General features: G+C 47.0%; 10 protein-coding genes. 2 read left to right on the top strand and 8 right to left on the bottom strand.

The features are described 5' to 3' along the window. Positions 1 to 80: 80 nt before the first annotated feature. The 7 genes from ACH59B_RS11270 to ACH59B_RS11240 are packed head-to-tail and all read right to left on the bottom strand — an operon-like array spanning position 81 to position 13,968. Positions 81 to 3,110, bottom strand: a complete 3,030-nt coding sequence (locus tag ACH59B_RS11270; RefSeq protein ID WP_017428408.1) for a hypothetical protein — start codon at positions 3,108 to 3,110, stop codon at positions 81 to 83. Further along, entirely contained in the window at positions 3,107 to 4,372 is a 1,266-nt protein-coding gene (locus ACH59B_RS11265; protein WP_404303762.1) for a hypothetical protein, read from the bottom strand. The genes ACH59B_RS11270 and ACH59B_RS11265 overlap by 4 nt, the downstream gene beginning before the upstream one ends. Positions 4,373 to 4,388: 16 nt before the next feature. Further along, the gene (locus tag ACH59B_RS11260; protein ID WP_250247250.1) at positions 4,389 to 5,030 is read right to left on the bottom strand and encodes a beta-mannanase; all 642 of its coding nucleotides are present in this window, start codon (positions 5,028 to 5,030) and stop codon (positions 4,389 to 4,391) included. 18 nt (positions 5,031 to 5,048) lie between these two features. After that, positions 5,049 to 6,338: a VWA domain-containing protein gene (locus tag ACH59B_RS11255; RefSeq protein ID WP_117289424.1), complete on the bottom strand. Its 1,290-nt coding sequence runs from the start codon at positions 6,336 to 6,338 to the stop codon at positions 5,049 to 5,051. Between the two features lie 44 nt (positions 6,339 to 6,382). Next, the gene (locus ACH59B_RS11250; protein WP_404303759.1) at positions 6,383 to 8,749 is read right to left on the bottom strand and encodes a transcription initiation factor TFIID; all 2,367 of its coding nucleotides are present in this window, start codon (positions 8,747 to 8,749) and stop codon (positions 6,383 to 6,385) included. A gap of 2 nt (positions 8,750 to 8,751) precedes the next feature. Continuing rightward, positions 8,752 to 12,141 (bottom strand): tubulin-like doman-containing protein, encoded by a 3,390-nt coding sequence (locus ACH59B_RS11245; protein WP_017428403.1) that lies wholly within the window; start codon positions 12,139 to 12,141, stop codon positions 8,752 to 8,754. Between the two features lie 24 nt (positions 12,142 to 12,165). Then, a complete protein-coding gene (locus ACH59B_RS11240; RefSeq protein ID WP_404303757.1) occupies positions 12,166 to 13,968 on the bottom strand; it encodes a VWA domain-containing protein in 1,803 nt (600 codons plus the stop codon). Positions 13,969 to 14,268: 300 nt separating this feature from the next. Between ACH59B_RS11240 and ACH59B_RS11235 the strand changes: the two genes are divergently transcribed. Next, positions 14,269 to 14,421: a hypothetical protein gene (locus ACH59B_RS11235; protein WP_017428401.1), complete on the top strand. Its 153-nt coding sequence runs from the start codon at positions 14,269 to 14,271 to the stop codon at positions 14,419 to 14,421. After that, positions 14,414 to 15,331: a hypothetical protein gene (locus ACH59B_RS11230; protein ID WP_404303755.1), complete on the top strand. Its 918-nt coding sequence runs from the start codon at positions 14,414 to 14,416 to the stop codon at positions 15,329 to 15,331. Before ACH59B_RS11235 ends, ACH59B_RS11230 begins: the two co-directional genes overlap by 8 nt. A 499-nt stretch (positions 15,332 to 15,830) precedes the next feature. Here the strand turns inward: ACH59B_RS11230 and ACH59B_RS11225 are convergent, their stop codons facing one another. Then, positions 15,831 to 16,196 carry a DedA family protein gene (locus tag ACH59B_RS11225; protein WP_180361585.1) on the bottom strand — a complete coding sequence of 122 codons (366 nt, stop codon included), beginning with the start codon at positions 16,194 to 16,196 and terminating at the stop codon, positions 15,831 to 15,833. Positions 16,197 to 16,332 lie beyond the last annotated feature (136 nt).

The raw sequence follows: 16,332 nt of genomic DNA, 5'->3' as shown, positions 1-16,332 counted from the left end.
CGAATACATTCTATATATACTTATACATAGCAAAAAAACAGGCCCTGAAAGGAACCCGTCTTTTTACTGTCTATAGTTGCTTAGTCCGCAGTTTTCACTTGAACTAGCGGATAATCTTTCCCATCAACGGTAACCGTGCTAGCATCATTTAGCTCTAGCCGTTGCCAAATGGTCAACAACGTACGATAAGGATACTTGTCGAGGTCATATTCCGTTATTCCTGTACCATTATCGGACGTGCTGGTCGTGGTTTTATCAGTTGCTATACCGCTACCCTCAGTTGATATCTCTGAAGTCGCGCCTCCATCTGTGTTGTCTGTCACTGCTCCAGTCTGATCAGCGGTTTTTCCGCTGGATGTACCGTTCAGATCTGTAGAACCACCACCTGTGGATTCTCTGTCTGCTGTCTTACTTTTGGTGGTAGCTCCCTCAGTGTTAACGTCACCGGACGAACCATTGTTAGCTTTACTGGCTGCTTCCTTATCATTCTGTTCAGCAAGCGTAAAATTTTCGTATGAGTGCTCCTGTTGATCCGCGCCGACAATGACGAGTTTTTTAGGCTTAAATTCTGCCTGCTCTGCCGATGTTTGAAACGCAAACAACAGCTTGACCATTTTCGTAGTGGACTTGGTATTAGGTACATGTGTCACTATTGCAGTAGGCTCCTCTTTTACCGGCACTATAGGCTCTACTGGCTGTTGTACAGGCTTTGGAGCAGCGGCAGGCGTTGGTGTGTCAACAGATCCGATTACCCCGGTTGCTTTCAGGCCGCCTAATGTACCTGCAATAATGATTAATACGATCCCGGAAATCACCCCGCCTTTGCGGAAACGACGAAGCGTTTTGACCAAAGGCGTATCTGTCTCACGCTTTGCTGCCAAATAGAAATTTTTAAACACAGGCTTAGCAGATTCAAAATATTGACGCCAAAGCGTCTTTTTATGCAGTCCCTCTCGTCCTTCCTTTTGGAAGAATAAAAGCAACGCACGCCGATAGGCTGGCTCAAAACCACCACGTGGAGTAGCAAACTCAGCGTGTTCCTCCGACCAGCGGATAAAGCGGTACATCGTATCGTTATCCTTCGCCCATTTGCGGATCGAACTGACCAGGCGAGCAAAATCCAGTATTCCCTCGCCAGTACCATCAGAACGATAGAAAGCTGGCAACAGACGGGCAAAATGGCCTTCTGCAAGCTGCTGGGGCAGCCAACCATAAGCCCAATCTTGCACCTTTTCTACTTCGCTTGGCTCCAGACCGTCTAGCACCGATGGTTCCGGGTCCTCCGTGTTAAACCAATCATAAGCCGCAATCAATCGCACGGCTTGTCCCTTGAGAGGAGCAGGCAACTTTCCAACCCACTGTACCAAATCGGGCCGTGTGAAAAACGGAATCTGTACGACCTGATCAGGTGAAATTTCTTTAAGCTCTACTTCAGTGAGCAAATACCGATCCGCTGCTTCCCGTAAGCGCTCTGTCAATCCAGATTGCTCCAGCGGGGACAGTGTGCCCACGGCAGAACTACTGTCCCATTGACGCAAGCGTTCGTGAATGGCAGCCACAGCCTCTACCGGCTTTCTCTCAGCACGTAGCTTGCCCATCAATGCAGATTCGGCCAAAAGCTGAAAGTCGGCATTCGCCGACACTTCGATATACCGACTGCCCCATTCATGCACCACGGCCAACAGGCCCTTTACATCAGGCGTTCTTTTCATCTGACTGTCCATGTAGGGAATGAACAGCATTTTGGTGAGTGCCGGATTACCCAGTACTTTCGTAAAATAGACCTTGCCTAATGACGGATTCTCTTCAATCGTATGATAAATATATGTGACTGCTTCCGTATTCCTGGCAGTATAAGCATTGTTTAGCGAACGGATTAAATATTCTACCAGCCGATTTTCGCTGCTGCGTGCATGAACTTTATAATAGTCCTTGAAGCAATCGACCAGCCCTACATCTGGAATATGTCCATCCTTCACCCGATCAAACTCATGATCAAAAAATGAAAGAAACAGATCATTCAGCCGCATTTTACGTGGTAGCGCATCAGATGGCGATAAATAATCAGTCAAGCTTCGTAACACAGTGATTCGCTGCTCGTTGTATAATGACCGCTCTCCCTGTTCAATTCTGTACAGCGTAATGAGCTCATGATAGCTGGAAGGCATTAGTTCACGTCCTGCCTCCATGCCTGTCAGCATTTGCTCGGCAAATTTGAGAAAATCGTCCGCAGCCCCGCCATTCAATAGCGTACGGACAATCCAGTCAAAATAAGGCTGTTTCACCTGTTCTGCATCCACATTCAGTATTCGACTATTGTTAGAGAGGTCAAATACAAAGTCCTTTTCTACATTCCGATCACCGGGACGCAAGCTGAAAGGCTCAACAAACATTAAGTGAATGCCTTTTCTGCTGTTCGGTTCCTGCGCATATGTAAGAAATCCGAGTCTGTTGCGAAATGCATAAGGCAGTGCCGCGTACAACACACCCAGCAGTTGCTTGGCTGAGGATGCTACCACTTCTGCTGGCACATTCAGCGCTACATATACCTTTTTGCGACCCGCGGCTGACATCATGACTGCGTACAAGAGCTGCTTGAACACTTCTTCGCTCAGCTGCAATTGAGCCAGTACTGCAGACGGGTCAACAGCGGGAAATACACTTCCACCTGGTAGACGCTCTAATTCCGGTAATTCCGTTCCCTGCTCAATATCATAGGTATCGACAAACGAAGTGTTCAGCCACTGCTTATAATCAGATGGAGACTCACCATGTCCGGCCGGAATCACATAGTTATGCGTAAAAAAAGCGCTCCGCAGCCCAGTGAAATCCGCTGCTTTATAAATACTGCGTCCGAGCACTACATCCCCGGACTCTGTCCGTACCAGATGTAAAGCTTCTGGATAGACACTCTCCTGCTTCTCACCACGCGCTGTCAATGCCGCAGGCGCATCATACACACATAAAGGATGCAACACCTTTTTAATAAATGAAGTATCCAGTCCTTTGGAATTAGCCACGGTATCAAAGCCTTCGGTAGAACGGAAAATACCACGCCGTTCCCGTGTGTACATCTGCTGCTGTATCATACGAGAGGTAGGATAACTCACTGTGATTCTCTCCCCTCGATGTACTTCAACTTGTATAGCAGCCAAATGAATGGCTCATCTACACGGATCGGACTAACCAACCCTTGCAGCTTTTGCTCCACCGGATTGCTACCTAGAGCAGAAACCGCGAAATAGGCTGTATCTGTAAAATATACATCCATTGTGCCCTTGAAAGGCTTATCCACCTTCTCGATAAAGCGCCGAACTTCGCCATCAATGTTCGAGAACTCATCCAAATCCATGTATTTGCGATGTTCCATTGGATTAAAAATATTGCTGTTCGTCTTGATATAAGTGCCTTCTTCATCTGCCAGCGCAGTAAGCATGTCGCTTTTGGTCAGGACCACAGCGGTTGGAATGTCCGTCTTGCCTTTTTCCTGGTATGCGATAAAGTCACCGAACATCGTAAGTACGACATCACGCGGCTCATCATATTGCGAGACCCATTCACCAGGCTTATCGCCAAGATTAATCTTAATACGTTCCCGGATAGAACGGATTTGCAGTGGATCGACCATAAAAAGAATACCCGCAGAATTTTTAATATGCTGTCCATGCAGTCCCAGATAGTCCTGATCGACCATCCCCTCACCAGCTACATCAAAAAATACCAAAGTCAGTGGTGGCTTTTCCTCATCCTTAAATATAAACTGGAAAATAAAAGGCTCCTGCATCTTTTCTTTTTGCGTCGATGTAAGCAGATCGCCACGTTCAAACAGTGGTTCCTCATACATCGTTCGGAACTTGCGGCTGATCTCTGCATTGAGCGGCATGCAAGCCGCGTCAAAATGATCGGCCGTCACATGCTGCAGCGTGTGAATCAGGGAGGTCATATATACAGATTTCCCCGCCTGTGAAGCTCCAATAATCGAAATGATATTACTCGGCACCTTGCCTGCAGTTACAGGCAGCTCGTTATGGCAGTGTGGACACAGTCGGTGACGCGTCAGCTCACCGTAACGGTCCGTCAGACCTGTCAGCACATGATCTGAATACAAGCGATGCTCCTCAGGTACATCATAGGGATGAAGAATTGCCTCCATATCATGCACACTATCCAAGCCAAAACGCTCCCGATATTTGTTCAACAGCTCATCTTCACCCAAAGCGTAATCCTCATCATCTTCGCGGTGATGAGAAGCACGGAATACCACTTCCTCTGGTGAAAATTTACTAAAGCAATAAGGGCACACAATATCATAGAATAACGGCCGTGGCTCGGCCTGTGGCTTTCTTCTAAATAAATTGCTAAGAAAACTCATCGGTTGTGGCCTCCTTTCATTCAGGGACTAATTCATATATCGTGCCATACTTCTGACCGTCCGTAAAAAACAGCCGCACATACTCATCTCCCCCCACTTCAATAGCGGGTAAAACATTCCGTCCTGCGGCAAAGGGTGCCGTGAACGCATACAAGGTTCCATCGTCCCGGTCTGCCGGATAGCCACCGCGCTTCTTCACGTAGCAAAGCGCCTCCTGCGGAACAGGAACTTCGGCTGTCACCTGAATCTGGACTGTTTTGCGACTGCGAAACCAGCTTTTTTTATGGTGAACCGCATATTTGATTTTAGCCCTACCTGTGCTCAACTCCAGTTGGTTGGCTCCGTCTTGCTGGCGGATTACAAAGGTTTCACCAGCCTCCCGAACAGCTGGATACACGGTATACCGCACACGTCCAATGCCTTCAATTCGGTCACGATAGCTGCCAGCGGCTTTATATTCCTCGCGTGTATAAAGCTTCAGTCCAGAAATCGGTGCTTCATTCTGTCCATTCGCACCTGTATCAGCTGATTGTTTGGCAATATAGACCACGGCTACGCCTTCAGGCCACTGCCAGCGTAACACAACCCGGTTGTCGTCAATTTTGTGGCTCAGCTCCGAAATCACAGGATCATCGGGCTGTGCATCCCTATAATGCATAAGTTCCAGCCTCCCGTTCTAAAACCCACTGTTGCGTCGATTGCGCGTCGGGCCTTCTGGTGTCCCTCTCCGGTGGCCTGACGGTCCCCCCTGGCTCCCACCACCAGAAGATCGGCGAGTATTTTCCGCAATCGGCAGAACAAGCGAAAAGACAGCAATAAGGGCCGCCAGTACGAGCGCTGCCAGCAAACGAATCATCAAGTCACCTATAGGCGAGCCAGATAACCCTCTTTCCAAAATCAATCCAGCGAGCAAGCCGGCTGGAACTCCGCCAATTGCGAAATTCCGCGCGAGAAAACGGTTATCAAACATCAATCCAAGAGCCAACCCTAATAGAACCCCAATGATAACTAGAGCCGTTACGCGATAAATGGCAAAATACAGACTGTCGGCATACTCACCTGTCCGCTCCGTTACCAGCGTGCGATCACCAATTTTGTTATATATTTTACCGAACGCCTGAGTAAGTCCTTGGGCATTAGCTACATTAGAATAAGTTCCGCCCGTTAGGCTGGCAATATTTTGCAACAAAGCTATACCTTCCGATTCTGCCAGTTTCAGGCCGATCGTATTAATCGGAATCTGACGGGCAATGTAAGGAGCTAATGCGGTTTGCGTATCCAGTTCGCTAAAGCCGTCAGAGAGCATAATAACGAGTGAACCTTTTTCCGCATTGCCTTGGGTTTCAATCTCCTTGATCGTCTCGTCCAAAGCAAGCCCAATGTCTGTACCGGCTGACATTATAGTCTGCATACTATCGATTTTGGAATAAACCGCTTGCTTCTCTGCGTCTGTGCCAACGGGAGTAAATGGCTGCACCAACTGCGCAGTGGATTCAAATGAAACAATGGCTACGCGCTTATCACCATCCATTTGCCCAATTAGACTCTTGGCAGCCGTTAGGCGCTCATTATCGGGATCTGTTTGCTGCATACTCCCGGAATTATCAATCACAAGCACGAGGTCCTGTACACTCTTGCGCCCTTCAGGGTTAACCTGATAACCCAGTTCTAATAGCAGACCTGCCACGAACAACATGACGAGTGTAGCAGGTACTAGTAATTTCCAGGACAATCCGGAGTATCGTTGTCGCCATGAATGTCCATTTAACTGTGGCGAAATCAGTTCGCCGATAAGGCAGCCTAGACCAATGCACAGCGCCATGATGCCAAAATATAGCCCGATCACGATGATATGCGGCCAGTGGCCTATTAATTTGTGAAGAATAAGCTCTCCCAAGATGAAGCCTACTACAGCGCCCAGCAAGCCAAACACCAATAGGAGAACGTTAAATTTACGTTGCTTCATAAGATTCGTTGCTTCCTTCCATCATTAAAGTAGGATAATTATGGCTACCGCAATTCCGGCAACCGGTCCACGTCGATTCCATGAAACACGAAACCATTCGCAGTATATGTCTCATAATACGTTTTGCCGTTGCGGTAAACCATCAGATCCTCCAGATGGAAGCCGCCCATCAAATGCAGTTTTTCCACCCCGCTGCTGCGACGCTCATGTACAAAACCCAGCTTGTAAATTCGCGAAGTAATGTCCACATCCATCGCATAAGGAAGAAACTCGCCTTCGTAATCACCAAAGAAGTACTTTTCTTCATACCGATGCTCATGGGTGTAGTCGAGCAAACGTACATTAATTCCGCCATGCTCTTCTAACGTTTGATACAGTTTTTTAAACAGTTCATCCTTTGGAACGACCAGCCGATTTTCATATGCAGCAGCTACATTGGCACGACGTAATAATTCTTCTTCGAATGTCTGATTAAATGGCTGTGAGCTGAGAATCAAGGTACGGCAGGTCTGTGTAAGTCTATCCACCAGCGCGGATAAACCTCCATCCAGCAACCCAGATACAGGTCCCATATGCCGGGTGTCAAAGAATATAGATTTTCCCCGCTTGCTTTCTAGCTCACGCATGACATCCTCCGTCACACGCTCATAATACTCGAACAGGTTTTGGCCTGTGTAACTGTCAGCCTGTCGAATACTGTCCGTTGCAGTTTGATGTAATTCACGCTCCAGGTTGGCAAGCTGTACTGTAATATGCTTGGCCTGTGCATGCCATTTTTCCAATGCCAGTTCATAGCGGCGAAGTAGCTCCAAATCCACTTGAATCCGCAACATGTGCAATTTATGTCCGTAGACTGTCTCGGTCAGATAACGGATCAAGCTACGCACATTATGTTTATCCATAAGTGGCAGTCGTTGAAAGGGCTGATCCTCCACTCGTCCGCTATACAGCGCATCCAGTTCGGCTGCACTAATCTGCAAATCATTGGACGTATCACGAATCAGTCCCCGAATAGCCGTAAGCACATTTCCTGTTTGATTTTCATCTGTCCAATCTGACAGCTCGAAAAAGCCGATATGAGGATGTTCTTTAGCAGCTGTATTCACAGCCATCTGCAAACGCAAATCCGCCTGAAAATCTCCCAAGCGTTTATGTACGATCCGTTCGCAGTTGTCACGGAAAAAGGCTTCGCAGCCCTGACCAAACAAGGCTTCCTCTGCTTCACGTAATGTCATTCGTTTCAACGAGCCGTAACTGGCTCCGCTGGTCATTAGTGCGCTCATGTCCATGATCGCCTCATTGCCAGGAACTAGATCATTTCGCGTGCGGCCACGCTCGGCAGCATCTAAACCAAAATAAATTAGCTTATCGCGTATGTCCCACTCTTGCTCGGTTCTCATACGCTCTAACAACTTCACATAAAAGTGATACAACACCGTAAGGGCAATCGATTGATTAGGGCGGTTAACTCGGGAAAATCCAGCCGACACATAACCCTGCCGCCCGGATTCCGTCATGATGTTGTTCTTAAACGATGTATTATTGTAGCCCCCATCCTGTGACCGATAGGAATCTCCTGCCTGATAACGGTTTTTTAGAAGCTGAATGTGACAAATAATATCACAGCTCTCGCGCAGACTATTCGGTACCGTTACGCCGCGCTCATTCTTGTCTGACAGCACATAGACAAGATCAAACAACGGAGATGGAGCATGGGATACCGGGATGGTCAATTTGTCCTCGGTCATATGCAGCGGGGCGGTAAACGTATATGCTGGGCTCTGGATATAATCCAACTCCCGCATAAAAGCAACGGACGTTGCACTCCTGTAGCCGAATTGGGCAGTCTGATCGCTTTCGCTCACCAACACATACAGATCCATTTGTACTGATTTAAAAGATTGCGCAAAAATATACTCTGCCAACAGCGTAATTTCAGGAATTAATACGTTCATGGGATCATCCGCTGTTGTCAAGATCGACAAATGTACACGCTCGAACGAGGAATACAACCGTCCGTAATCGGCCAGATGTCCACTAGCACGGCGCAACGCGGTGTTAAGTTCAATTAACTTCGATTCATGGGTATAAAAAGCCTGGTGCAAGTCACGGCGTAGCGTTTGGTGGCTACTTTCTTCCGGTACTGCTATCGTATGAACGAAGGCATCCACCGAGCGGTCTACAGCCGCATGCTCATCCTGTGAGCGAATCTGAATATAGGTTACCCCTGTGCTGTTATCCCACTTGGTCCGGTTGATATCTGCAATTGTGTTCATCACCGGGCTCATGCGATCGCCGATAAAAAGAAACACGGACGGGAAATGGATGCTGCTGCGTCCATCCCCGCTTCCGATTAATTGGTCCTCTGCGGCTGCATAGTCAGCCGCATAACGTAACAGCTGCTCTCTCATACTTACTTCAACTTTCTGCGGATGTCGTTTAATTTTCCAGCCATTTGAGCATAGAATGCATAAAGTTCCGCTCCATTAGCCAGCTCTACCTTTTCATATTCCAATTGATTGCGAGCCTCTGTGTAAGTTGCAGCCAATTCATCCAACTTCGCCAGCAGTGGTGTAATATCCTCAGATGAAGTCAATACAGCATCACGGCGATCCGCCTTGCGCATTAGAGCTGCAAATTTCTTCTCTTCCAAACCACGGAAGTTTGTGAAGACTTCAAACTCCACATAATTGCGGCTTTTCATGACGTTGGCAAACGGCTCCCACGCTTCTTCCTCTTCATCACGATCATAGACGTACAAAGCGCCTTTTTTCGTAATTGTGTCCGTGTAGAGTGCCTGAATGAACTGATCCAACCATTTTTCTTCATCCTGATATTTGCCCAGCAAAGCTTCCAGTTCAGCGGCTTTTGCTTCAATTTGTATATATTTCGCCAGCTCATCACGAACCACCTGCGTTAGCTCTGGTGAACGGATCAGGTTTTCCTTCGCCATCTCTTCATTGATGCTGCCAAAAATATCCTTGCTTCCGGCCTGATCAAGCCCTTCAGCTAGTAGACGCTTCAGCTCAGACCATGCTCTTTTCACCTCGCCCAAATTCGGCTTGGATTCCTGCAATCGCATATCGTAGGCTGCCAGTAGCGCATTCAGATCTAGCGCTTTTGAGCGAATTACAGTAAAGCGGCTGCTTGTATTTTGATCAACATCCTTCTCACGAATTACGCCGAGTGACTTGGCTCGGTCGAAGTCATTGCGAATGCGGGCGTTGTGGGCTTGCACACGGGAGTTGACGTAAGTTTCTCCCCATGACTTTTCAGGAATCGGCGACGGCAAATTCGTCCAGTTGTTCTGACCTGTCTGCACCAGATGTCGGCCAATACCTTCGCGGTCAAGAATGGTTTTCTCATAGCTCTCTTCATACACTTTGAGCGGCGTATATACAAACAGAGGAACACCATTACGCGTATTGAGCCAGAAAATCCGGTTACGGACTTCACTTTCTTTAATAGTAAAGTGCGATTTGCCAATTGCATTATTTTGATAATTGCGAACGCCCTTCAGGATATTAGGCGACTGTACAGGTACCGAAACGAATCCCCATGACGGGAAGTACAAATTGCCAGAACTATTGCTCAAATGGAAGACAGGTACAGCCTCCTCATCCAGCTTGCTTGCAATGTAACGCTCCACAAATTTTTCAATTGCTTCGTCCTGTCCGTATTTCATAACCAGGAAATCTTCCATGGAACGGGTAATGAGATCACCGAATTTGTCAGTCAAGAAATTAGAAATCGAGCTGATGATATCCATATCCTGATCTTTCACCCATTGATCTGAATTTTCCAGCAATTCTTGGGCAAAATCACGGATCAAATCGTCACCATTGCGATTATCCAGCAGCTTGGTCACAACTTCCGAGATATCCGGTACACTTACCAGATTCCAATAGTACGTCTTGTTTCCTTTGTGATCGGATTGTTCCTCGCCGTTAATCAGCAGATCGCCGTTCTTCTCGAAAATGGCACTCAGTGCATTCAAAATTTCAGTAAATACATTATAAATGCGATTATTTTCTTTATTTAGTAGGTCATACAGATCTTCATAAAATTCAATGAGCTGCTCTGTACGTTCCACATCAGCCCGCAGCCAATATTCATTAATTTTTGCTTCAATATATGCATTTTTCTTCTTATCCTTGGATACAAACGCGCTCTTGGCATCACCCAGCTTCTCATTCGCTTGCTCACGCGCCCATTCAATGTCCGTTGGAATACGGTGCAGCGATTCACGCAGCGTTTCAACATAGGAAAGCAGCATTTTCAGCAAGCTAAATCCTTTTTCAGTATAAATCATGCGAGATACATAAAACGGTCCTTGCTCGGGATGCAGGAACATTCGGCGGATTTGGTCTGTAAACTGTCCTGTAATTTCACCGGGAAGTTGTTTCTTCGCTTTAATATACTCTTCGCGGGCACGCGTCAGGAACGTTTGCTCCAGCTCAGTGTCCATATTGACTACTTGCATTTTAACAACATTGTTATAACTTAACCGTTCACTGTTCTCAAAACCCGGAAGCGGCTCAGGTACACGAGATTCAAAGTTTTTGATCATGCTATCCAGATCGACACCCAGCTTGCGGGCAAACTTCTCTACATCCTCCTGATTCGGCGCTTGCTCAAACATTTTGGACATTTTACCAAACATCCGGTAAGCCAGATATGTCGTCATTTCCTCCATGGGCAGCACTGCCGAAGAAGCTCCGATAATATTGTAATCATAGTTTGCTGGATACGCCTTATTCATTTGCGCGATATTGGTACGAATGTTGCTGATATAGTCATGAATGGCGAACTCTTCGCCTGACTGTTTTTCCTCACTCGCCATAAAGTTGGTGATGTTCTCAGCGGTGACATTCATGCAGTAATCATAAGCATTTTCCAGCAGCTTGCCTTCCGTATTCGTAGCCGAAATAAGGTGACACAGATTAAATGGCGGCAACGGCGAGTTTACAGTCAAAATGTTACCGTACTGTTGCTTAAAGCGTTCGCCACGACTGTCCACATTCATCCAGTAGTCCAGTTCTTTCAATGCAGCATAGCCGTTCTTTTTAATATATTCACGCGTATGCTCGCTCAGGCTTTTATTCGCCAGATTAATATCCGGCGTGAACAGATAACCCAGTGTGTTAACACGGTCTACACCAGCGGAACCATAATCGCGCTCAATGATGCCTCGGACGATATATGAGATATCGAGGAAAGTACCACTTCCTGTACCGCCGGACAATCCAGACAGCAGGAATACCATAAGCTTCTTGTTGGTGCCTTCAGACAGGGTTTTGATTTTTTTGTCAATGCTTTGTACGACCTGATTGATTTTGGTGAACAATAACAACCGTCCAGCCTGACGCACCCCTGCCGCCCCGTTCATACCGTCGGTAATGCTCAGCTCAGGAGACAGCCAGTCAGTGATATATGGCTCTAGAATACTGCGGTTTTGCAGCAATCCACCGATTTCCGCATTGGATAGCAGTACAAACTCATTGATGGGGTCCAAACCAATCCCTTTGTATTTTTTGTTACGGTCTTGTTCATTCGTTTCAAAAGCGAGAAATTCTACATTATCCGGCTTCTCGCTCTTTTTCTTGGAAATCGGGTCTGCAGGCAGCTTGAATCTGCGGTTTATTTGATATTTCAAGCGGAGAAGAGCGTCAATCCCCGTTCCCCCAAGTCCGATAATTAAAATAGGATTATCAATGGTATCTACTCTGATCTTATCGCTTACGATCCCTCCGCCGAGTGATACGTCTAATTGTTGGATATGCTCTCTAACTACTGGTTTCATAGATATGACCTCCTAAGGGTTCGTTTAGCTGTTTACTGAAATAAACTCCAGTAAAATGGTTTTGTCCACACTAGCCAGCGGGATCGTCAGACGATCACCGTTTTTCAGTTCAAGACCGTTGCCTGTGTCTACAGCACGCCCGGATTTTTCAATCGTAATCTCCGGAGTGCTACGCACCACGATCCGATCCTGATTCGCTGGCGTGAACACGACCTTATCGGTTCCGGCAAATTCCGGCGCCAGTTGCAGCAACTGGTGTAAATTGAATTTGCCCCGGAAGGTGTTCAGCTTCTTATACTGCGGGTATGTCTTTTCGCCGGTATTTTCATCCCGGATTTCCAGTACGATCTGGCCGACAAAGCCACGATTAGCTTTTTTGACAGCCTTCCAGATGAAATATGCCGCTACCAGCAGAACGAGCAGTCCCACCCCTAAAAGAATGAGTGGCAGCAGCTTAGACTTCTCAGCAGGTGTCGTAGGCTGGGTTGTGCCAGTATTCGTACCACTCGCCGCCCCAGCTTTGGCGCTGATGGTTACAGGCTGCGTTTCACGGTAAAAGCTCTTCTCCTCTGCTCTGACGGTTAGTTCATAGTCATGCTCATCTGGAATCGTATAAGAGCCGGTAAAAGCATCCCCTGCGTTAGTTAGGGGCACTTCATTTGTTGTACCCGTATCAAGGTCTTTGACCTTCAGGACAGCATTCATATTCGCATACAATTCCTGATCCTGATACTGCTGGTTATTGCTCGTCAGATAGGAACGAATCTCTACCGTGTCACCTTTTTTGTATGATTTCGCAGGCGGTGCGTCCAGCTTCAACTCCAAATCATAGTTAAATACCAGATTAATATCAATCTTATCCTGCTGCACTCCCTTGACTTGAAGCTTCCAGTCGCCAGCTACAGGCTTGAGCAATTTAATCAGCGAGTAGCTTTTGGACTTGGACAGCAGTACATCGCTCGAAGGGATCGGCTTCGTATTGCCCGACGGGTCTATTAATCTCGCGTCCACTGGTTTCGAGGAAATAATTGAAATATTGGCTTCCAGCACGCTATCGTTTGGTACGGTTACCGTAACGTCCTGATAGTCGCCGTTGGCCGTAATGGACTGCAAAGGCACCACTTTCAATTTCAGATTGCTGGCGAAAATTTCACTCAAAATATTCGGCAGATCGTCCGCCGAGCTTGTAATAAAGGACTTGCCTCCCGTTTGCTGCGCGATGTCGGCGAGTTTATTCTTATTTAGCTTTCCATCTGCATTCAAACCGATGGTATAGATCGGCACACCGCTTTTTTTAGCCTCGGCTACAGCCTGCGCCATATCCTGAGTGGATTGGCTTTCAGTTCGACCTGTCGTCTTATTAAAATCGTTGTTACCATCAGCTAACATAACGATCATAGGCGCATGTCCGGCTGTTTTGCCATCCTGCAAAATACGGATCGCTTCCTTGACACCTACGGAGGTGTCAGTATACGCTCCCCGGTTCAGCCCGTCAATAAATGTCTTCAGTTCCTGCTTATCCGCTTCGGATGAAATATTAAGCAAGGCTTTCTCGCGTTGTACGACATCCGTATACGCTACAATCCCAACCTTGTCATTTTGCATTGACAACATATCAATAAACATTTTCATGGCTTCATTGCCAATCTTCCCAGGATCACTGGTGTTCATCGAATTACTTACATCGACTACCAACACCGCATCCACTTTAGAAGCTGAGGGTGAAGCGGCATTCGCCGTCTGTGGCTGCCAGGCCGAAATCGAAGTCATGATCATTGTACATATGATTCCGATGACCAAAAACCATTTTCTGTCTCTACTAAACATCGCTTGTACCCCTTTGCCGATTAATTCTCATTCTAAATTACAGTTGTACTCCACTACTATTAAATTATAATGAGTTTTACATGAGCGCTAGCTGAAAATCCTGCCCGGACGGCCTGAATGCGACCAAAAAGCCTATTATATCGCGAGATTTTACCAATATCCTGCAGTAATGATATAATTATACCCCAACAAGGGCAATCGGGCACCAGTCTTCTCCTTTATACGACAAAAATAACCCTAGCGAAACCCACTCATGTAAAACAGTAAAATAAAAATCTAAGCAGAAAGAGGAAGTACACTATGATCTCATACGGATGTTTGGCGATTATGTTTCTTTTTGTCGCCATTAAATCACTAATTTACTATATACATAAAAAACGCGCCCCGTCGATTGCACAAATCGACACCGAGCTTCTTGCGCTGCTGAATCGGAGAAGTGAGCACAATGAATAGTTCCAAGCAGGCTGTGCAATTTCGCCCCTTTACCCGCACAGAGCATGCCTTCCAAAAGCTGAGAGTCTGCAAGCGTTGCGGACAATTCACCGCCCTTTGGGAAGAGAAATGTACAGCATGTGGTCGGGATACGCTGGTTCCTGTAGAGCAATATGCTAAACTCAGAGCCAAACGTTATTTTCATAAAGACCTTGCTGTCGGCATTGCGTTGCTGGCTGCTTCTATCTTTTTCGCTCACTCGTCACAGCAAATGCTACTGTGCGGTATCGTCGGTGCGTTTCTCCTCCTGCCCTTGGTCCTTCTACAGCACCGCATTGTGCTTTATGAACAGCGTAGACAGCTTATACGCCTATTTAGAGGCCGTATAGGGCAGATCCAGGAAGGATTGAATGTGAATCATAAAAATGCGGTTGCCCTGCGGCAGCTCAGTGAGCGTGTCTGTTTTGAAATGCTACGCGAGATTGCCGTACTCATTCACAATGATCGGATAAGGCTCCAGCAGGTCGCTCTGCTGCAATCTTTTGTTCTCCGCAAAGATATGGAATTAACGCTCGATCCTCTTCTGATCAAAAGCTTTGAACCCCTTATGGTCAGATACATTGGAGAGGTTGCCAGACTCAATCGTGAGTTGATTAAGGATCGGACATTCCGATATGTGGCTTTTTATGAGCGCCGTATTTTGGAAATGGCCGGGGGCGAAGATATTCTCGTTCGCGTAGCCAGCGCAGCAGTCCGTAAAAAACGCTTCGTAGTCACCCATGCCGCTTTCATCTCCAGATATGTTCGGAAGCTACCAAAGGAACGAATCCAACGTTTATATCATATCATTCAGGAGAATCCGTTAGAACCCTTTGGAGATTTGGCCGATGAAGTGAAGATCATGTACCTGATGGAGCAGTATAAAAGCTGAGCTGCCATAATGCCCTTTTATATATGACGTATCCCAATCAATGAATCACTGCAATGAATCAGCAAAAAAACCGTCAGGATCGCCAAGGGGAACGGGACTGGCCCCATAACATGAGACAAATCAAAACACCTTCAAGAGAATCAAGCCATGTCGTAAGATATGGAGATAACCTTGGAGGTGTTTTTACGTTGGCAACGAGAGTGAGTTCCCCCTTAGAAATAAAGATAAAGGCTATTGAAATGAGATTGGCAGGAGTTTCGGTAAGAGAGGTTATGGAGCAGTTGGGAATACGGAATAAGACACAGAAAAAAACATGTATGAGGCGGTATCGAACAGGCGAAGTGCATCGTCTGGAGCAGCAAAATGGACCTAGTAAAAAAGTACAAGGAACTGGAAAGGAGGTGGAACCAGAAGTTCCCGTTGCTTGGATTGAGTCCATTCGAGACGAAGTGACGGTGTCTGAGGCTTGTACATGGCTCGGGATCGCAAGAGCGACCTACTACCGCTGGAAAGTACCCGTGGAGACAGAGCGCACAGAAGCTGTGACGGAGAAAATCAGTAAGCTTTGCATCCGTTCCTCCTCGCGCTTCGAACTTGAACCAGCAACCCACACCCCCGCGAGAAAAGCCACTCCGATAAAAAAGAACTTCAAATATTGCTCAATGATGCTGAACATATTTGGCCACTGCTCCCCGATAAAATAGCCGATAAACTGCCGGACTCCAGGAATGAAGAAGCTAACCAGCAGCAATGGGCCCCCGTATTTGTCATAGTAGCGGTGCGTCTTCTCGACCAACTCCTGCTTGAGGAAGAGCCAGTGGCCGTAACGCTCGATCACATGCATACCTGCCTTGTAGCCAATCACATACGTGATGCTGACCCTATAATCGATCCCGTCAGGGCCATCGCAATAGCCGACAGCCCATGAAGCACATCTTTAGAGGCTAAGAAACCGGTATGGGTCAAGGTGCTGTTGCCCGGCGGAACGGGAGCGCCATGAA

Origin of the sequence: Paenibacillus sp. DP01, from assembly GCF_044784315.1 — a bacterium.
Lineage (GTDB): Bacteria > Bacillota > Bacilli > Paenibacillales > Paenibacillaceae > Paenibacillus > Paenibacillus polymyxa.
Note: the sequence above shows the minus strand (reverse complement) of the source record. Positions and strands in the feature narration are given on the sequence as shown.